This is a genomic window from Neobacillus sp. OS1-32 (assembly GCF_030915425.1).
In the GTDB taxonomy this organism is placed as follows: domain Bacteria; phylum Bacillota; class Bacilli; order Bacillales; family Cytobacillaceae; genus Neobacillus; species Neobacillus paridis.
Genome location: NZ_CP133263.1, coordinates 3,707,445 through 3,727,281, shown reverse-complemented (window position 1 = coordinate 3,727,281; position 19,837 = coordinate 3,707,445). Strand labels below are relative to the sequence as shown.

The window sequence follows — 19,837 nt, the reverse complement described above, 5'->3', positions numbered from 1 at the left end:
AAAAATGGCAACGGTATAGGGAAGCGACAAACAGCGTCCCCGAAATGAAAACTTGCCAACTGGCAAGTCCTTAAGGACGGTTCATGAGGCGGAGTTGAATTTAGGCAACATAGGAAAATGCCCACGAGCTCAAATTTACGGAGTATCTGAAAGGTAATCCTGTCACAACAGTGGGCCGCGTTTTAGAAGCAAATTGTCCACCCTGCGCGGACAAATGTCCACGAGCGGTGCCTGACACCATATTCCAAAAGGAGGAAACTATGAAGACGCTGTTAGCGGAATTGAAGCCGAGGCTTTGTGAGATATTTGATCATTTACATCAGCATCCGGAGGTAAGTTGGCAGGAGACTGAGACGACGGCTTATCTTTCCAAGCTGCTCGAGGCGGAGGGATTTCAGGTACGAACCTTTTGCGATTGTACCGGGCTTGTCGTGGAATATGGCGACGGGCCTTACACCGTTGGACTTCGGAGCGATATCGACTCTCTCTGGCAAGAGGTCGGCGGAACGTTTCAAGCTAATCACTCCTGCGGTCATGATGCTCATATGACAATGACCCTGGGCGTTCTCTTGCTTTTGAAAAAACTAAACTATCAACCTAGCGGCAAACTGAAATTTATCTTCCAGCCAGCCGAAGAAAAAGGAACCGGAGCCCTTAAAATGGTAGAAAAAGGCGTCATTGATGACCTCGACTTTTTATATGGCGTCCATCTGCGCCCCATTCAAGAGCTCCAAGCCGGAGAGGCGGCTCCTGCGATTCTGCATGGTGCGGCAAAATTTATCGCCGGTGAAATTATCGGTGAGGATGCCCACGGGGCTCGGCCACATTTAGGAAAAAATGCGATCGAAATTGGCGCCTCGCTTGTTCAGGAGCTAAGCAAAATTCATCTCGACCCGATGATTCCTTATTCGGTGAAAATGACTAAGTTCCATGCGGGCGGAGAAAGCAGCAACCTGATCCCCGGACATGCCTCGTTCCATCTTGACCTTAGGGCCCAGACGAACGATGCGATGGAATTTATCACAAAAAAAGTGATAACTATCACAAAAGCACTTGCTGAAATGTACGAGGTGGAAATTCCCTTGGAGACGAAAGCAGAAGTGGTCGGAGCGACCGTTCATCCTAAGGCACGAGAACTGATGGCTAAAGCGATAACCGATACACTTGGGGCAGAGCATCTCGTGGAACCCGCACCAACCAGCGGCGGTGAGGATTTTCACTTTTACACGTTGAAACGACCACAGCTAAAAGCGACGATGTTAGGCCTTGGCTGTGATCTCAAGCCGGGATTACACCATCCCGATATGACTTTCAACCGCGACGCCATCTTTGATGGAATTGAAATTTTAACGAAAACCATCCTAAATACCTTTGAGTTTCTTGAGGGAGGAACGCAGCATGACGGAAGCAATCGGAAGGCCAATCCAAGCTGACTCTAGGCCTAGACTGACGGAACACCATATGCAAGCTCCAACGGAAGAGCCAACACCACCCATATTTAAACCTGAACGGGAGGAATTCAACATGCCGGAAGCATCAGAGGGCCCAACAGCAGTTGAGCCAAAACTGGAGAAAAATAACCTACAGGAAGCAATTGAAGTACGACAACTTGTTACGATTAGCGAGCTGGAACGGGTACAACAGCTCGAAAAAGCGATTTGGAACATGAAGCCGATCCCGATTCACCACACACTGACTGCGGTGAAAAACGGTGGCATTATGATTGGTGCCTTTCATGGAGAAAACATGGTCGGCTTCAGCTACGGGTTTGCCGGTTTTCACAACGGCCAATCCTATCTTTGCTCCCATATGCTGGGAATTCTCGAAGACTTTCGCAGCCATGGCATTGGCGCAATGTTAAAAGAAGCGCAAAGACAGGCCGCAATTGAAAAAGGATATAAGATGGTCACCTGGACTTATGATCCGCTTGAAAGCGCAAATGCCTTTTTAAATTTGACAAAATTAAAAGCAATTTGCAGCACTTATATTGAAAACTGTTATGGCGACATGGAAAACCCGCTTAACCGGGGACTCGCCTCCGACCGTTTTCAGGTGGAATGGTGGATTCAAAGCCCACACATCAATGAAAATGATACGGATGATTGGACCGCTTACAAACGTATTCCGTACGAGTTGACTGTAGATGGAGAGCCAACACCGTTCGAAGTGGATGCTTCATTTTTTAACGACCAAGAAGCGGTGCTCGTTCCAATCCCAAGGTATTTTCAGCAGCTCAAAAAAGAGCACTTTGAGCTGGCGTTGGATTGGCGCATAAAAACAAGGCATATTTTTCAAGCGCTGTTTACCCAAGGGTTTACTGCAGTGAAGCTCATAAAAATGAGTGATGAACCAGTCCATTATTATGTCTTGAAAAAACGCACTACACTTCGATTAGAAAGCGAGGATACAAAATGAACATCAAAAATGTCACACTGCGCCACTTAAAAATGAAACTGAAATTTCCGTTTACCACAAGCTTCGGCACTTTCCTTGATAAGGAATTTATCCTTGTGGAAGTGAAGGATGAAAACGGCAGGTCCGGCTGGGGCGAATCCGTCGCCTTTATGTCACCGCTTTATAATGAAGAAACATTAAAGACAAACTGGCACATCCTTGAGGATTTCCTCATTCCACTCGTGCTGGATAAGGAAATCACCCATCCGGATGAGGTTTCCGCTTTATTTGAACCGATTCGCAAAAACAATATGGCCAAGGCTTCGATTGAAGGGGCGATTTGGGACCTGTATGCCAAGCGCGAGAATCTTCCGCTGGCAACCGCTCTTGGCGGTGAGAAAAAAGAAATCGAAGTCGGAATCAGCATCGGGATTCAAAAAACTGTCGATGAACTGCTAACAATTATCGACCAATCTGTGACACAAGGATATCGCCGGATTAAAGTAAAAATCAAGCCGGGCTGGGATGTTGACGTCATCCGCGAAATTCGCAAATCATTTCCGACGATTCAATTGATGGCCGATGCCAATTCTGCTTATCGCCTTCATGATATTGAGCTGTTAAAACAGCTGGATGAGTTCGATTTAATGATGATTGAGCAGCCGCTCGCCTCCGATGACATCGTTGATCACGCCGTTGTGCAAAAACAGCTGGCCACACCGATTTGCCTTGATGAAAGCATCCATTCGGTAGAAGACGCGCGGAAGGCTATCAGTCTTGGAAGCTGCAAAATTATTAATATTAAAATTGGCCGGGTCGGTGGCTTAACGGAGTCCAAACGAATCCATGACCTCTGCATGGAACGCGGGCTCCCGGTATGGTGCGGCGGCATGCTGGAGGCAGGTGTCGGGAGAGCCCATAATATTGCTTTAACAACATTGGCTAACTTCACAATGCCGGGAGATACCGCAGCTTCCTCACGCTATTGGGAAAAGGATATCATCGAACCGGAGGTAACCGTCCATGATGGCCTGATCACCGTCCCAACAGCACCGGGAATCGGCTACAGCGTTGACTTAAATACGGTTGACCGCTTTACCGTTCGCGAGCAGACGTTTTCTTAAAAATCACTGTATATGGCGGATTAGGGCTATTTATTAGTTTGAGCTAGCAGTTTTAAACCGTTTATTAGCGGTTTTGAACGGTATATTAGCGAATTTAGATCTTTTATTAGCGAATTCGAGCGATATATTAGCGATTCTAAAGCTTTTATTAGCGATTTTCATTTTTTCCGTAAGAGAGGTCTTCCCCTCTCACGCCATAAATTGTCTTAATATTTAAATAATTTAACGAATAGGTTGGAGGTTTTATCATGAGGAAAAGCTTACAAATTGCCGGGGCTTATATCGGCATTATCGTCGGGGCCGGTTTTGCATCCGGTCAGGAAATACTACAATTTTTCACCAGCTTTGGTTTACTGGGAATCATCGGTGGTGTGATTGCAACCTTTTTCTTTGCCTTCTTGGGCATGCAATTAACACAGCTTGGATCAAAACTGCAAACCGATTCTCATAAAGCGGTCATTTATCATATTTGCGGCCGTTATCTGGGAGTGGTTGTGGATATCATTATTACTTTCTTCTTATTCGGCGTGACGGTTGTCATGATGGCCGGAAGCGGCTCGATTTTTGAACAGCAATTTGGGTTGCCGGCAATGGTCGGAAATGTCGTTATGGCGGTCCTCACCATTTTAACCGTTTGCCTAAATGTTCAAAAATTACTGTCCGTCATCAGTTGGATTACGCCATATTTAATGGTGCTGGTCCTCATTATTACTGGCTATTCCTTATTAACGATGGATCAAAGCTTTACTGCACTTGAAGCCGTTGCCAAAAAACAACCGGCAGCAGCATCAAACTGGCTGCTCGGCGGACTTCTTTATGTTTCTTATAATATAGCCGCGGGAGCAGCGATGCTTGCGGTGATGGGAGGAACAACAAAAGATGCAAAGGTCGCTGGTCGTGGCGGAATTTTAGGCGGTCTTGGGCTTGGACTGTTAATTTTACTCATTAACATTGGCATGTTTGCCAAGCTGGATACGTTACAAGGAGTAGACATGCCAACATTACTTCTTGCTAACCAGCTCCATCCTGTGCTTGGAGCACTAATGTCGATTGCCTTGCTCGGAATGATTTATAATACAGCGGTTGGCATGCTTTACGCCTTTGCCGCCCGCATCGTAAAGCCGGGCAATTCCAAATTTAAACCGGCTGTTGTCGGGTTTGGCATCCTAGCCTTCGCTTCCAGCTTTATCGGCTTTATCAAGCTGGTCGGAACTGTTTATCCTGTCATGGGATACCTCGGCTTTACCATTATGGCCGCGATTATCGTGTCCTGGGCTCGTTCACGGAAAGAAAAAGCAGAAAAGCAAGAGGGAGAAATCGCAGTTTAGTGTAGAAAGTTCTCGGTCAAAACCGATGAAATGGATACCTACGTAAAAAAAATAAAAAACTCCTCAAGAACACGGGCACACCGCTGTTTTTGGGGAGTTTTTTGTTAAAAAAATGCTTTTGACTTTCCCACCACAGCCTCACGCATTTCTGCCACGCCCATTCATTCACCACATTCCCCATTTGCCGATAATGGTTTAAATGAGAGGAATAATGTAAATACTGGGGTGTGGTCGACTTGCCGGGGTGTTTGCCGATATTCTCCCGTATCACATTCCAAATCGCAGATTAATGAAAATTCGCCGATTGGCGAGTCCTTAAGACCGGTTTATGAGGCACAGTTGAATTTATGCGTCAGGAAAGTCTAAATTTGAGTAAAAAACTTAGACTTTCCTGTTAGTCCACCATGCAGCGCAAAATCAGCGTTGCACCACAAAGAATGAAAATAGTTATACTTTCCTGTTAGCTAACAAAGGGCAATGTTATGAAGATCGTGACAAGTTCAAGGATGCAATGAATTGGGGTGATGTAGTTGGGTTTGTTTAAAAGATTGAAAAAAAGAAAATTAACCGGATTGAAGGAGCCCATTCAAAAGCCGGGGACGAATCCATCGTCTCTTTCATTGCAGGATTCACTTAGCGCGAATTTACAAACAAATGAGCAGTTCTTTCAATCGGTTTACCACAATTGTGCAGATGTGGTGTATCGTCATTTTTCCATTGCCGGTAAAATGAAAGCTCTCCTGATCTATATTGAAGGCATGTCTAATATTGAAGAAATGGATAAAAGCGTCCTGTCACCACTCATGCAGCAAACACCCGCCGAGTTAGAAAATTTGCATGCAATCATGGAACAAAGCATAACCGTTTCCAGTATAAAAGAAAACAAGACGTTTGCTGAAGTAGCGGAACAAATCTCAACGGGCAACCCTGTCATCCTTGTAGATCAATATTCCATAGCCATTTCTGTCGGTTTGTCCAAATGGGAAAAACGAGCGATTGAAGAACCGTTGTCTGAATCAGTCGTTCGCGGCTCACGGGAAGGTTTTACGGAAACGATTGCTGTCAATACTTCGCTTTTACGAAGGAGAATTAAAAGTCCCCAGCTTAAAATGATTTCGATGAACATTGGACGGCAAACACAGACGAAAGTAATCGTCGCCTATATGGACGGGCTGGCAGATACCACCCTGGTAGAGGAAGCTAAGAGTCGCTTGCAACGGATTCAGATTGATGGCATCTTGGAAAGCGGGTATATCGAAGAATTCATTGAAGACCATCCATACTCCCCTTTTCCGCAAATATTGAACACCGAACGTCCGGATGTGGCTGCGGCTAATCTCCTGGAAGGACGGATTGTGATATTGGTAGACGGAACGCCTTTTGTCATCATTGTTCCGACATCACTCTATTCGCTGCTTCAAGCCTCCGAGGATTATTATCAACGGTTCATGATTGGCACATTAATTCGTTGGCTGCGTTATGGATTTCTCGTGATGGCCTTGTTGCTGCCCTCTGGGTATGTAGCCGTCCTTACCTATCATCAAGAGATGGTGCCCACCACTCTTCTGCTCAGTTTTGCCAAGTCAAGGGAACTGATTCCCTTTCCCGCGTTGGTCGAGGCATTGATTATGGAAATCACCTTCGAAGCATTACGGGAAGCGGGAATCCGGCTTCCTAAGCAAGTTGGTTCTGCTGTCAGCATCGTCGGGGCACTTGTCATCGGGCAAGCGGCCGTATCCGCAGGCCTTGTTTCCGCGCCCATGGTTATGGTTGTGGCGATTACGGGAATTGCTTCGTTCACAATACCACGCTACAACGCCGCTATCGCCATCCGAATGCTGCGTTTTCCGATCATGCTCCTGGCGGGGACGTTAGGACTGCTGGGAATTATGCTTGGACTGATTGCCATTATTGTCCATTTAAGCACCGTGCGCTCCTTTGGCTTGCCTTATTTATCGCCAATGGGTCCAATGAGAGCGAGCGAAATGAAGGATGTCATGTTCCGGGCGCCGTGGTGGGCACTGCGCAAACGGCCCCGTTTAACAGGGGATTACAATCAAAATCGGCAGCCACCGGGGCAAAAACCAGACCCATCCAAAGGTACGGAGTAGGTGTTATCACAATGATTGAAAAAGGGAAAATATCTGCCTTTCAGCTGGCGCTGATGATGAATCCGACCATTTTTGCGACAGCCTTATTATTAGTTCCGGCGATTACAGCCAAACACGCTGAACAAGATTTGTGGCTATCACCGATTTGGGCAGCTATTAGCGGCTTGTTAACGGTCTATATCTCCTGTAAATTAAATAAATTCTATCCTGAAAAAAGTCTTATTCAATATAGCGAGCAAATCCTGGGGAAAATAGCAGGAAAAATTTTGGGGCTGATCTTCTTGCTTTATTTTCTCCACCTGAATGGGATTATCGTCCGGGAATACGGTGAGTTTGTCGTTGGCACTTTTCTTAACACCACACCGATGAATGTGGTGATGGGTTCGATGCTCCTTGTTTGCGCCCTTGCCGTTTACGGCGGAATTGAGGCAATCGGTAGATCTTCACAAATAATCGTACCGGTCGTAAGTTTGCTTTTTTTAGTTATGACCTTATTACTCGTCAAAGATCTTGATCCGAAAAAATTATTACCCGTAATGGAGAATGGAATCATGCCCTCTTTCATGGGCTCGATTGTCCCCTCAGCCTGGTTCAGTGAGTTCATCCTGATGGCGTTTGTCCTACCGTTATTAAAAGATTCCGGAAAAGCGATGAAATGGGGCGTGCTTTCCGTTCTAAGTGTCATGTTCCTGTTAGTCATAACGAACCTGTCCACCTATATGCTTCTAGGCAAGCTGACCATAAAGGATACCTATCCGGTCATGGTTGCCGTCCGCTACATCAGTATTGCTGACTTTTTGGAGCATCTTGAAGCCATCGTTATGGCCATTTGGGTGTCCGGAACTTTTATAAAAATTTCCATGTTTTATTACAGCACTGTTCTTGGGATGGCTCAGTGGCTCAGCCTATCTGATTATCGCCCGATTGTTTTGCCAATCGGGTTTCTTATACTGGTGCTCGGCCATTGGGCAGCTCCCAATCTGCAATCATTAGCGCACTTTCTAGGAACATCGGGGGCTTTTTATATGTTAACGCTCCAGCTGGGGATTCCGGTTGTACTGCTATGCATCGCTTGGATCCAACAGAAGTTTCAACAGAAAAAGGATAGAGGCCAATGAGAGCGATTACTTTTTTTACAAAATTAAATATCTTGCTGCAAATCTCTTCCCTTCTCCTGCCTGTTACCCTTCTTACAGGCTGCTGGGACAGAAAAGAATTGAATGATATGGCGATTATTACGGCGGCTGGCATTGATAAAAAAACAGAATCGACGATTGAATTAAGTGTGATTGTCTATATTCCGAAAAACGCCGGTGTGGGAGAAGAAATGGGCGGCGGCAACGGCGGTCAAGGTCAGCAAGTATTAGTCCGTTCAGCTGAAGGCATCTCGATTGCGGAGGCGATCTCGATGCTACAACAGGAATTCCCCCGTCATTTATTTTGGGGGCATAATGAGGTGTTTGTGATCGATGAGGAGTTGGCCAGAGACGAAGATCTTCGCCCTACCATCGATTTTATCATGCGCCATCCACAAACACGTGAACGTTCTCACATATTTATCAGCAAACAAAAGGTGAAAAACATATTTAGCCTTAATCCACCATTAGAGCGGGATTTGGCAGAAGTCTTGCGGAATTTGGCAGGCTTAAAGATTGGCGTGGATATCACGTTGAAAGATCTCGCGGAAATGCTCATCGGGGAAAGTGGAACCGCCGCTTTGCCTTACATCGATATATTATCTCCGCCGGAAAGTCAAGATAAAAAGCAAACGATCGCCGATATTATTGGAACAGCCGTTTTGAAAAATGGAAAAATGATTGGTTCGATCGATGCCTCGACAACAAGGGGATTACTATGGCTGAGAAATGAAATCGAATTAGCCGTTGTAACGGTAAAGCCGGACAATACGGAAGGATACGTTTCAATGCAACTGCTGCGGGCCTACTCTAGGCTGATTCCTAAAATTGAAAATGGAAAATGGAAAATCACCATGCAAGCCAAAACAGAAGATGACCTTATTCAAAATGGGACAACCCTTAATACTGGAAATCCGCAAACGATTCACAGGCTGGAACAAGACTTAAAGGCAGATATTGATAATAAAGTGAAGGAAGCTTTAAAGCAGGTTCAGCACGAGATGAATGCCGATATTTTTGGCTTTGCCGAAGCCTTCCACCGTGCTTACCCCAATGTCTGGAAAAAATACAAACAGAATTGGGATGATATTTTTCCAACGGTTGAAGTAACGCTTGAGACAACAGCGAAAATCCGCAGACCGGGAATCGTCACCGAACCTGGTGCTTATCCGAAACAAGAGGTGAAAACGGAATGAAGTGGGCTGCGGTACTAGGGATTACGTTCATTTTCGTTTGCATGGCATTATTTGAATGGCCGAAGCTTGGGCGGGGATCGAAAAAGGAAAAAATTATTTTCCTTTCGCTATCTGTAATCGGCTGGTTCCTTGGAAGCATGCTTGTTTTCTTTCCTAATCCGCCTGGTCCGACAGAGCTGATGGACGGAATCTTTAAACCTTTGGGGAAACTGCTGGAGAAATGAGTGACAGGGTCCAGTGGGTTCCGGTAAAATTCCAATAGTTTGTATAAAATCAATCAGCCCTGAAAAAAGGAGCCAACACTTTAGACGAGGTCTAATTTGTTGGTTCTTTTTTAGTTTTTCATTGTTTTCGGCACAATAATAGTGTACGATGCATAGTATATAGCAAATACTGTATCATCTACAGTAATGGAAATGAGGTGGGGGAATGAGTCAATTATTGCAGTCATTAACAACCGAGCTTAGGAGAGGAACATTGACATTAGCGGTATTAAGTCAGTTGCGGACCCCACAATACGGCTATTCACTTGTTCAGTTATTGGAGGGATCGGGAATTACCATCGATCAAAGCACCCTGTATCCACTGCTTCGCCGTTTAGAAAAACAGGAGCTGGTGACGAGCAGCTGGGATACATCCGAGAGCAGACCCCGCAAGTACTATGTTTTAAGCGATTATGGGGTAGAGATTTTTTTACAATTAAAAAAGGAGTGGCTGAAGAACTCGCAACAGCTATATAGCCTATTAAAGGGAGAGGAAGAAGATGAACCTAATTGAGATTTATATCCAGGAAGTGACTCGAAGGCTTCCAGAAAAAAATCGGGAGGATATTGCCCTAGAGTTACGGTCAACGATTGAGGATATGCTGCCAGCTGATTACAGCGAAGATGAGGCAAAGGCGGTTCTTGAAAAGTTGGGGGACCCCGTTACGTTGGCCGGCAATTATCAGGATCGGCCAAGGCACTTAATTGGTCCGCGCTATTTTGATGTCTATCTGACACTTCTAAAAATGATTTTGCCGATTGCAGCGGTTATTTCGTTGATCACGATGCTGGCGGAATATTTTATCGGGTATAGCGGTGACCAAACTGTCATCGGTATTATTATAAGTCTAATAGGCAAAGGGATTGCGAGAATCATAGAAGTGGGAATCCAGACATTCTTTTGGCTGACAATTGTGTTTGCGATGATCGAAAGAATGGATAATCGAAAAGATAACAAACCGCTGGCAGCCTGCCTTAAAAAATGGACCCCTGATGATTTAAAAAAAATCCCTAATATCCCCAGGAAAAAAGCCATTTCAAAGACTGAAGTGTTTGGAAGTTTAATGTGGACCGCGATTTGGGCAACACTTTATTTTTATGCCAATCAGCTTGTCGGTGTTTATCAAGGCGGCAACAATGGAATTGAATTCGTGACTCCTGCTTTCAATCAAAATGTTTTACTCCAATATTGGCCAATCGTTGTGTTGGTCATCGGTTTGGAGATTGCCTTGGCCCTATATAAATTAACCGCAAGACAATGGACGAAAAACGTTGCCATCTGCCATTCTGTTGTTGAAGTATTAGGAACCCTCGTATTCATTGTGATACTAGTTCATCCCAATCTATTAAACTACGATTTTATTACGTATCTGACCAATCTATTTTCTATTACTGCCAGTCAGTTAAAAATGTGGATCGTTGGCGGTATAATTTCCATCTTTACTGTATTTGCGGCGTTCAATGTCATTGATGGGTTTCGCAAGGCTGGGACCCGTTAAGTTGAATTTTGACCATAGCCTGTTTTAATGTGAGGGGGGCGGATATTTTTTCATATGAAGAGCAAGGCAGCAGCTGTCACAAATAAAGCTTGTGGGTAATCAGTTTAAACCCACAAGCTTTAAATTTAGATTAAATTAAGCCATTTATCTAGCCAGTCGCGCACCGTTATTACTTTTTATCAAGTTTTTGATCTCTACTTCTGAAACTAAGTTAAGATCCCCAGAGACAGTTAGTTTTAGCACACTGGCTGCCAAACCAAACTGTACGAGTTCAGTTGGGGTGTAGTCATGTAATAGTCCGTGCATTAATCCAGCACCAAAGGCATCTCCAGCAGCTACACCTTCCATTACATGCATCTTGTAGGTGGTGGTTTCGTAAAAGACATCGTCCGTTAGTAATAGGGCAGTCCATTCACTGTCTTCTACTGAATAGATGTTGCGTAAAATGCTGGCAATCATTCTGCAGTTTGGATAACGCTCTTGGACTTTTTTCATCGCCGTTTTGAAAGATTCTTTTTGTTCTATTCCACGGGAGTCATCTCCATCAAAGGCTTTGATCCCTAGCGTTGCTTCAAAATCTTCATCATGGGCGATACAAACGGTGACATACTCCATGATCTCACCCATAACAGTTTGGGCTTCTTCTGGTGTCCACATTTTGCCCCGGTAATTCAAATCGCAAACTACGGGGATTGCATGCGCCTGACAATATTTGCAGGCCGCTAAAGCGGCATCCTTCAACTCTTTAGAAATCGTTGGAGTGATACCAGAAAAATAGAAATAATCGACGTCTTTAAAAATTTCTCCCCAGTTAAATTCAGCAGCTTTCGTTTGTGAAAAGGCACTGTACGCCCGATCATAGATAACATTGGTCGAACGAACGCTGGCCCCTTTTTCAAAGAAATAGATACCTAGACGACCGTCTCCCGTCAAAATTTTACTCGTATCCACACCGTATTTTCGCAAGGTGCCTACCGCACTTTGACCAAGCAAGTTATTCGGAAACTTCGATAAATAAGCGACTTCATTTCCTAGTAGTGCTAAGGATACCGCTACATTAGCCTCGGCTCCTCCATAAGTTGCTTCAAATGTATGTGTTTGTAAAATCCGTTCATTAGCTGGTGGTTTCAAGCGCAGCAACATTTCACCAAAAGTAAGGACTTTCATTCAATTGCCTCCACTTCTTTAACAACTAATTTGCCTTTATTTCTTGATATTTTTTCATATACTGTTTAGCTACTTCAGTAATTTTTTCAAAATCTCCGGTTGCTGCTGGTGCAAGCAAGTTGCCTCCAACGCCAACACAAACAACACCGGCTTTGAACCAATCTTCCATATTGTCCAGGCTTACCCCACCGGTTGGCATAATGTTCAAATGAGGGATCGGGGCTTTGAAAGCTTTGACGATACTTGGTCCAAAAGCACTACCCGGGAACAATTTGATAATGTCCACCCCATAAGTCAAGGCCGTTTTCATCTCGGTGATTGTCATGCAGCCAGGTAAATAAGGGATTTGATAAAGATTACAGAGTTTTGCGGTTTCTTCATCAAAACAAGGACTGACAACAAATTGCGCCCCCGCCATAATGGCCAGCCGAGCTGTTGTTACATCTAACACGGTTCCTGCACCAATCACAATATCTTTGTTGTTAGCATACTCTCTGGCAAGTTCAGCAATTACTTGATCGGCTTGAGGGACCGTAAAGGTCAATTCAATCCCTTTCATTCCTCCATTAATAATAGCGTGACTTGCTTTTAATGCCTCTTCTTTTGATTCACCGCGAATAACTGCTACTACGCCGGCCTTTTCCAATCTATTTAAAATATTGACTTTTTTCATTTAAATCCTTCTTTCTCTTTAACAATTTACGCCGCATCTTCAAGTTCATTTAAATTCCTGCCAGTAGTATCAGCTGATGCATATGCGCTGATAAAGGCAGATAAAGAGAAGACAATAATCATAATCGCAAGTGGAATCCAGCTATTAGTAAAGGCTGCGACAAGTGCTGCTGCAATGATAGGACCAAATCCAGTGGCAATACATCCTGCAATTTCTTTTGCCAAAGCCATCAAAGTCATTCGATGCTTGGAACCGAATAGTTCAGCCAAAACAACATTTTCGAGAGCGAACATTCCTTGTACGCCAATATTCAAGCCTAGTATTAAAGCGATAGTAATAATTACTGGATTACCTGAATCTATCATCATCATCATCGGAATAGCAAAGATAGCCATTGCTATAGATAATATCATGTACATCTTTTTCCTGCCGATTTTATCACCTATATAACCTACTACTGGAATTGTAATAAAGGATATTAGCGAAGAAATAATATTAGCATTTGTTGCAATCGTTTTTTCTAAAGCTAAAATTGTTACAATATAACCTGCCATATAGGTTTGTAATAACCCACTATTACCTGCTTGTCCAAAGCGAAGACCTAAAGCAACGAAAAAGTTTTTCTTGCCATTTTTAGTTTTTGCTACGTTAGCTTTATTTTTAGACAAATTGGATCCAGAATGTACTGCATTTTCCCTTTCTTCTATTAATAATTTTTTCTTTTCTTCCATAACTGGGCTTTCCTTAATGTGCAGACGAATGATGATCGCCGTGATCATTGTTAATAAAGATAGGAAGAAAGGAATCCTCCAGCCCCATGCAAGAAGCTGCTGCTCTGTTTGAACTGTCAAAATAATTGTCCAGACCAAATTCGCTAATAGTGTTCCAGAAGATGTTCCTAAGCAAACAAAACTACCTACTAACCCACGTTTTGAAGGTTTCGCAAATTCAGCAACCATTACTCCAGCACCGCTAATTTCAGCGCCGGCACCTAGTCCTTGAATAATTCGCAACACAATTAATAAAATTGGAGCTAATATACCTACTTGTTGATAAGTTGGTAACACACCGATTAGTGTGGTAGCGATCCCCATCATCATAATAGTGACAACTAGAACATTTTTTCTTCCAATCTTATCACCCATTCGTCCAAAAATATAAGCACCGACTAAACGAGCTACATAACCAGCGCCGTAGGTTCCCATTGCCATAATTAAGCCCATTGCCGGACTGGCTTCCGGGAAAAATATCTGATTAAATACGATAGCCGCAGCCAATGAATACAGTTGGAAATCCATAAACTCCATAGCCGTACCCAACCAGCCACTTGCAGTAACTTTAACTAACTCTTTGGTTGAAATATGATAGTCAGTATTTTTATTTTTCATAATGCCCTCTCCTTATCTGCCAGACATGACAGGTGATTAATCAAAAGTAACAACAGCTTTTCTTACTTTTTCTGGTTCTTTATTAATTAAAAGTCCGCTCATCTTTTCACTATTTTCACTTTTAAAACGTTTACAGTTCTGTCTATACCAGGTGATTAATCGGGTTTAGGGGACATCAGTTATCATTACTGATGCTCCCATCAGGTGATTATTCAAAAATAATAACAGCTTTTCTTACTTTTTCTGGTTCCTTATTAATTAAATTGAAAGCCTCTTGAATATCATTAATTGAAAATGTCTGTGTGACAATTCCGTCATCTGCTAATATTCCTTCTTCTATCGCTTTAATAACAGGGGCAAACTGATAAGCTTGCAATCTGGAACCATAGACAGTCAATTGTTTTTGCATGATTGGTTTCTGTGCGATTTGGGAAGGCTCTGCAGACATTCCTAAAGGTACGATCGCACCAGCTACTGAAGCGTATGCAAAGCAGCTTTCGAATGTTTTTCTTGTACAGGCGGCATCAATTACTACATTTGCTCCCTCATGATTTGTCCACTCGTTCAGTTTTTCCGCTAAATCCTCATTCAAAACGTTTACAACTCTGTCAGCACCATTTAATGTTGCAAATTCCAAACGGGAGTCCAATATATCTGAAATCATTACTGATGCTCCCTTAGCTTTAGCCATTCTTAAAATTAATTGTCCTATGGTGCCTGCTCCTTGGATCAACACGGTTTTTCCTAATTCCACTTTGCCTCTGATTGTTGCATTTCCGGCAATCGTGTAAGGTTCTGCCAATACAGCTGTAGTCCATGGAACTTTTTTATCAATGATGTGTGCTTGCTTCGCATCGACTTTTACATATTCCTGCATCCCGCCATCAACATGAACACCCGATACTTTTAATTCTTTACAAACATTAGGCATTCCTTGCCGGCATGCATAGCACTTTCCACAATAGGTAATAGGTTCGATTACAACGTGATCGCCAACCTTTAGTCCAGACACTTTATTTCCTATTTCAACCACTTCTCCAACAAATTCATGCCCGATAACTCTCGGTAAAGTTGCAAAGGGATTTTCTCCGTGATAGATATGATTGTCACTTCCACAGATACCTGCTGCCTTCACTTTTACAATTACTTCAGTCGAGTCTTTTGAAAGTACGGGTCTTTCTACTTCTACTAATCTCAAATCCTCTTTTCCGTAAACTTTTGCTGCCAACATATTAAAACCTCCTTCTATAAATTATTTTTTTCGATTGCTTCCCATAAACCGTTTAGATAGCTTGCACCTAATGCACGGTCATACAAACCGTAACCTGGACGGCCCGTTTCACCCCAGATCATGCGTCCGTGGTCTGGACGAATGTAGCCGTCGAAGCCGTTATCATACATAGTCTTTAAGATTTTATATAAGTCTAAAGAACCATATTCTGATTTATGAGGTGCTTCATAGAAGTCTTTATCTTGGATGAATTTAATATTACGTACATGAGCAAATGGAATTCGATCACGTTTACAGAATTCAGCCAAGATAGCATAGACATCATTGGCCGGATCTTCAGCAATACTTCCAGTACATAACGTGATCCCGTTGCAAGGGCTGTCTACGACATTGCATAGCCAATCCAAGTCTTCTCGATTTTTCACAATTCGTGGTAAACCAAAGATCGAGTATGGAGGATCATCAGGATGGACCGCCATTTTCACGCCGACTTCCTCACAAGTAGGGATAATCGCTTTCAAGAAGTATGCAAAGTTTTCACGCAGTTTCTCTTCATCGACATTTTTATATGCTTTAAATAAGGATTTAACTTGGGCTAAACGTTCTAGTTCCCAACCAGGTAACGAAAAATCGTTGCTGGAATTTTCAACTTTGCGGATGATTTCTTCAGGATCCTCAGGGATATCTTTAGCGATATAAGCTAAGGTTAAAGAGCCATCTGGCAGTTTATAATCCAAAGCAGACTTCACCCAGTCAAATACAGGCATAAAGTTGTAGCAGATGACTTCGATTCCGAATTCAGCTAAGTTTCGAATTGTTTGTTTATAATTTTCAATATATTTATCCCGTGTAGGCAAACCAATCTTGATGTCATCATGAATGTTTACACTTTCAATGACTTTCAACGTCAACCCTGCTGCCTCAATCTCTTCTTTTAGTGCCTTGATGCGTTCTTTTGGCCAAACTTCTCCGACTGGGATATCCATCAACGTACCGACAATCCCTTTTACTGCGGGAATTTGGCGAATCTCTTGCAGAGAAATTCTTTCTTCGTTGGGACCATACCATCTAAAAGTCATTTCCATGTTTATTTTCCTCCAAATTCTGTTACATATTGATGCAATGTCTTACGAACAGCACCAATCCCTGTCAACATTTCAGTAAAGATTTTTTCAATTTTTTCTCCTATACCAGCCTTGTACAGATTAGATCCAAAGATCGTCTCATTGGCTAAAATCGGCATCACCGCTTCATGAATTTTTTGCTGGTCTTGTACTCCGATTTCAATGCTAGTAAGCTGTTTTTGTAGATCTTCAAGTAATGGATCTGGACTTGGTTGGAAGCCTTCGCCATTATCGTCTACCGCAAGGAGATAACGTAACCAAGCAGCAATTGCAACTGGGATAAATGTCAATTGACCAGCATCTTTGTCTTTAGCTAGATATTTTTTAATTGTTTCACCAAAACGAATGGCCACTTTTTGTGATGTATCGCTAGCGATACGTTGCGGTGTGTCAGGAATATTAGGATTAGGCAATCGACGTTTAATGACTTCATCAATGAATTGCTTTGGATCAATAATTCCGGGGTTTTCTACTACTGGCAGCCCTTCGTAATAGCCGATTTCTTTAATCAAGCTTACTAAATCTTGATCACTCATTTCTTCGGAGATAGACTTGTAATTGAGTAGACAGCCAGTAACTGCTAATGCTGTATGCAACGGGTTCAAACAAGTCGTAACTTTCATCGTATCAGCCTTATCGACTGTGTTCCGATCAGTCATAATCACACCGGCTTTCTCTAACACAGGCCGGCCATTTGGAAACTGATCTTCAATCACCAAGTAATGAACCACTTCAGTATTTGAGAATGGAGCAATATTGGTATGTTTTTGCGTATGGATGATATCCAAATCGGTAAAACCGTCTTCTTCTAATATTTTCTGTACCGATTGAGATGGATTTGGTGTGATCCGATCAATCATGCTCCATGGGAAGCTGACTTTTTCCTCATTTTCTAAATAAGCAATGAAAGCTTCTGGGACGAATTCGTTGTTTTGCCACTCTTTTGCGATGGTCAAGACGCTGTCTAGGAAGCGTTTACCATTTTGAGAAAAATTATCGGTAGAGACCATTGCAATTGGCAACTCTCCTGCTAAAAAGCGTTTGTACAGTAGACTAGCCACGATACTCATGGTATGTTGAGCTTTTTCTGGGCCATTTTGAATGTCTTCAGCCACAATTCGAAAAAATTTTCCATTCGGATCTTTTAAGCCATAACCTTTTTCTGTAATTGTGAAAGTCGTAAATTGCAACGTTGGGTCTTCAAAATAGCGGACCACACGTGAAAAACTTGCCTCATTTTGCGGATTGCAGTAAAAGCTGTCGGCTGTTACTGCTATCAAACGTTTATCTAATGTTCCGTCTTCATGCATGACTACTTCTAAAAAGTCGTTGTTGTAGGCATGATAGGCTTGATCCACCACTTCATTATCGAAAGTTTCACAAACAACAACACCAGAAGTCAATTCTCCTTGGTTCGCTAATCGTTGAGCAATTTCAGCATGAAAACCACGGTAGAGATTTCCGCCTCCAAAATGGAGCCAAACCGGATGCTTTTGACCGTTTTCTTTTAGTTTATTTACATCAAAATTCGGAACTTCAATTCCTTGCTGCTTTAATTCTATTAATGACTCTTGCCAATTTTTTATTGAAATCACTCTTTCGACCTCCAAACTGATATATTAGTTTTTGGGATTAATTGCATTATATACCCATGTGATAGCGGTGTCAATTACAAAATGTTTACTAATAACGCTATTTTTACTATGGGTTTATAATGATTTAGGTTAATATCCTTAGAATTATGCCAAAAACTGATATGTTAGATTTATACCATAACATTTTTTGATATAATAACAGCAAAGAAAGATAGAGGGGGAAAAGGAGTGCTGACAACAAGTTTACTAAAACAGGCTTATCAAGCAATCCGTAAAAAAATAATCTATTCTGATTTAGAACCAGGAAGAAAAATCTCTGAAAAGGGTTTAGAGGAAATGTTGAATATTGGACGCACGCCGATTCGAGAAGCATTAATCCAATTACGACAGCAAGAATTAGTATATACGATCCCACAAAGTGGAACATATATTTCATTGATTGACCTTGCTTCAGCTAAAAATGCTCGTTTCGTTCGTGAGCACTTAGAAAGACAGGTCATGATTGAATGCTGTGCAAAACTAACAAGAGAAACACAAAAAATTTTGGAAACACTCATTGAAGAGCAAGAAAAAGCCGTGAATGCAAAAGATCGACGCTCATTTTTTCATAACGACAATCTTTTCCATAAAGCGTGCTTTGAAATTGCGGGACGGCAAGAAGTTTGGAACTGGTTAGATGATCATAATATCCATCTTGAACGCTTCCGCTGGTTACGGGTCACCACAGAAGATCTTAATTTGAAAATACTAATTAGCCAACACTATCGTCTACTAGAGGCATTGATCAATAAAGATCCCGAAGAAGCTAATTTTTTAACGGCTGCCCATCTCCATATGATGTTAGATTAGCAAGAAATAGTAGTAAATAAATTCCCTGACTTTTTTAAATGAAGTGATTAACAGAAATTATTCTTGTTACCCAATTGAGCCCGCTGAAGATGGCGGGCCTTTTTCGTCTATTTTTACAAAATCCGAGCACATATTTACAAAAACCACGGCTTTTTTTACGAAATCGAAGGATAATTTAACAAAGTCTACAGCTTTTTTACAAAATCCAAATATAATTTTACAAAGCTTGGAATTAAATGGTTCGCTCGGTGCTAGACACCAATGATTTGCCAATGGAGTATTCCTACACCTAGAAAATTTATCAAGCCATACGCAACGCATTAATATCAAAAATATTTTTAATCGCAGCCATCAAGGCAACGAAGCCAATTAACATCACACCAACCATCACGGTAACTTTAAAACGATCGAGATCTTGATCGGCTTTTTTCTTTAAATTCAGCAATGTTCACAGTATTTATTTGATTTTAGGATAATAAAAAGGAACTGCTCCATTTTATGAAACAGCTCCTTAGTAAATAACACCTTAGGAGACCCAACCATGACATCAGCCAATTTAAAATTTTAACCTGATCCTTATTAAAAGTAATTTTAATTTGGATTTTCGGTAAAATTAGCCGATGTGTGTTTGTTCCGTTAAAGGAATTAATTCGCATATTAAATGGAATTCAAATTCCTGTAAGAAACTTTTTCGGTTTAGTACCGATTAAGACTCTTTATTCCCCAATTGGAATTTGACCTCTTCGCAATCGATCTTTT

18 protein-coding genes are annotated in these 19,837 nt (G+C 42.2%); 11 read left to right on the top strand and 7 right to left on the bottom strand.

Annotated features, from left to right (window positions below; all coding sequences use genetic code 11):
• Window positions 1-260: 260 nt before the first annotated feature.
• From RCG24_RS18420 to RCG24_RS18375, 10 genes are all read left to right on the top strand, one after another.
• Window positions 261-1,433 carry a M20 peptidase aminoacylase family protein gene (locus tag RCG24_RS18420; protein WP_202655956.1) on the top strand — a complete coding sequence of 391 codons (1,173 nt, stop codon included), beginning with the start codon at window positions 261-263 and terminating at the stop codon, window positions 1,431-1,433.
• Window positions 1,399-2,415 carry a GNAT family N-acetyltransferase gene (locus RCG24_RS18415; RefSeq protein ID WP_308077691.1) on the top strand — a complete coding sequence of 339 codons (1,017 nt, stop codon included), beginning with the start codon at window positions 1,399-1,401 and terminating at the stop codon, window positions 2,413-2,415. Before RCG24_RS18420 ends, RCG24_RS18415 begins: the two co-directional genes overlap by 35 nt.
• Window positions 2,412-3,518: an o-succinylbenzoate synthase gene (gene menC, locus RCG24_RS18410; RefSeq protein ID WP_308077690.1), complete on the top strand. Its 1,107-nt coding sequence runs from the start codon at window positions 2,412-2,414 to the stop codon at window positions 3,516-3,518. Before RCG24_RS18415 ends, menC begins: the two co-directional genes overlap by 4 nt.
• Window positions 3,519-3,766: 248 nt before the next feature.
• The gene (locus RCG24_RS18405) at window positions 3,767-4,846 is read left to right on the top strand and encodes a YkvI family membrane protein (RefSeq protein ID WP_308077689.1); all 1,080 of its coding nucleotides are present in this window, start codon (window positions 3,767-3,769) and stop codon (window positions 4,844-4,846) included.
• A gap of 572 nt (window positions 4,847-5,418) precedes the next feature.
• Window positions 5,419-6,957, top strand: a complete 1,539-nt coding sequence (locus RCG24_RS18400) for a spore germination protein (RefSeq protein ID WP_374049165.1) — start codon at window positions 5,419-5,421, stop codon at window positions 6,955-6,957.
• An 11-nt stretch (window positions 6,958-6,968) separates the two neighbouring features.
• A complete protein-coding gene (locus tag RCG24_RS18395; RefSeq protein ID WP_308077688.1) occupies window positions 6,969-8,075 on the top strand; it encodes a GerAB/ArcD/ProY family transporter in 1,107 nt (368 codons plus the stop codon).
• Entirely contained in the window at window positions 8,072-9,289 is a 1,218-nt protein-coding gene (locus RCG24_RS18390) for a Ger(x)C family spore germination protein (protein ID WP_308077687.1), read from the top strand. Before RCG24_RS18395 ends, RCG24_RS18390 begins: the two co-directional genes overlap by 4 nt.
• A complete protein-coding gene (locus RCG24_RS18385) occupies window positions 9,286-9,513 on the top strand; it encodes a hypothetical protein (RefSeq protein WP_202655969.1) in 228 nt (75 codons plus the stop codon). The genes RCG24_RS18390 and RCG24_RS18385 overlap by 4 nt, the downstream gene beginning before the upstream one ends.
• 205 nt (window positions 9,514-9,718) lie before the next feature.
• Complete coding sequence (locus tag RCG24_RS18380) at window positions 9,719-10,066, top strand: PadR family transcriptional regulator (RefSeq protein ID WP_202655970.1); 348 nt, start codon at window positions 9,719-9,721, stop codon at window positions 10,064-10,066.
• Window positions 10,053-11,051, top strand: coding sequence for an HAAS signaling domain-containing protein (locus RCG24_RS18375; RefSeq protein WP_308077686.1), 999 nt, complete (start codon window positions 10,053-10,055; stop codon window positions 11,049-11,051). Before RCG24_RS18380 ends, RCG24_RS18375 begins: the two co-directional genes overlap by 14 nt.
• Window positions 11,052-11,195: 144 nt before the next feature.
• On the opposite strand, the gene RCG24_RS18370 is transcribed toward RCG24_RS18375, so the two are convergent.
• The 6 genes from RCG24_RS18370 to RCG24_RS18345 all read right to left on the bottom strand — a co-directional run bounded on the left by RCG24_RS18370 (window position 11,196) and on the right by RCG24_RS18345 (window position 18,229).
• Window positions 11,196-12,218, bottom strand: a complete 1,023-nt coding sequence (locus RCG24_RS18370) for a sugar kinase (protein ID WP_308077685.1) — start codon at window positions 12,216-12,218, stop codon at window positions 11,196-11,198.
• Between the two features lie 25 nt (window positions 12,219-12,243).
• Window positions 12,244-12,891, bottom strand: a complete 648-nt coding sequence (locus RCG24_RS18365) for a bifunctional 4-hydroxy-2-oxoglutarate aldolase/2-dehydro-3-deoxy-phosphogluconate aldolase (protein ID WP_308077684.1) — start codon at window positions 12,889-12,891, stop codon at window positions 12,244-12,246.
• 26 nt (window positions 12,892-12,917) lie between these two features.
• Entirely contained in the window at window positions 12,918-14,279 is a 1,362-nt protein-coding gene (locus RCG24_RS18360) for an MFS transporter (protein ID WP_308077683.1), read from the bottom strand.
• A gap of 208 nt (window positions 14,280-14,487) precedes the next feature.
• A complete protein-coding gene (locus RCG24_RS18355) occupies window positions 14,488-15,510 on the bottom strand; it encodes a zinc-binding alcohol dehydrogenase family protein (RefSeq protein ID WP_308077682.1) in 1,023 nt (340 codons plus the stop codon).
• 14 nt (window positions 15,511-15,524) lie between these two features.
• A complete protein-coding gene (uxuA, locus tag RCG24_RS18350; protein ID WP_308077681.1) occupies window positions 15,525-16,595 on the bottom strand; it encodes a mannonate dehydratase in 1,071 nt (356 codons plus the stop codon).
• A gap of 2 nt (window positions 16,596-16,597) precedes the next feature.
• The gene (locus RCG24_RS18345; RefSeq protein WP_308077680.1) at window positions 16,598-18,229 is read right to left on the bottom strand and encodes a mannitol dehydrogenase family protein; all 1,632 of its coding nucleotides are present in this window, start codon (window positions 18,227-18,229) and stop codon (window positions 16,598-16,600) included.
• 228 nt (window positions 18,230-18,457) lie between these two features.
• Here RCG24_RS18345 and RCG24_RS18340 point away from each other — a divergent pair, with 228 nt between their 5' ends.
• A complete protein-coding gene (locus RCG24_RS18340) occupies window positions 18,458-19,078 on the top strand; it encodes a GntR family transcriptional regulator (RefSeq protein ID WP_308077679.1) in 621 nt (206 codons plus the stop codon).
• A gap of 301 nt (window positions 19,079-19,379) precedes the next feature.
• Here the strand turns inward: RCG24_RS18340 and RCG24_RS18335 are convergent, their stop codons facing one another.
• Window positions 19,380-19,523 (bottom strand): hypothetical protein, encoded by a 144-nt coding sequence (locus RCG24_RS18335; RefSeq protein ID WP_308077678.1) that lies wholly within the window; start codon window positions 19,521-19,523, stop codon window positions 19,380-19,382.
• Window positions 19,524-19,837: the final 314 nt, after the last annotated feature.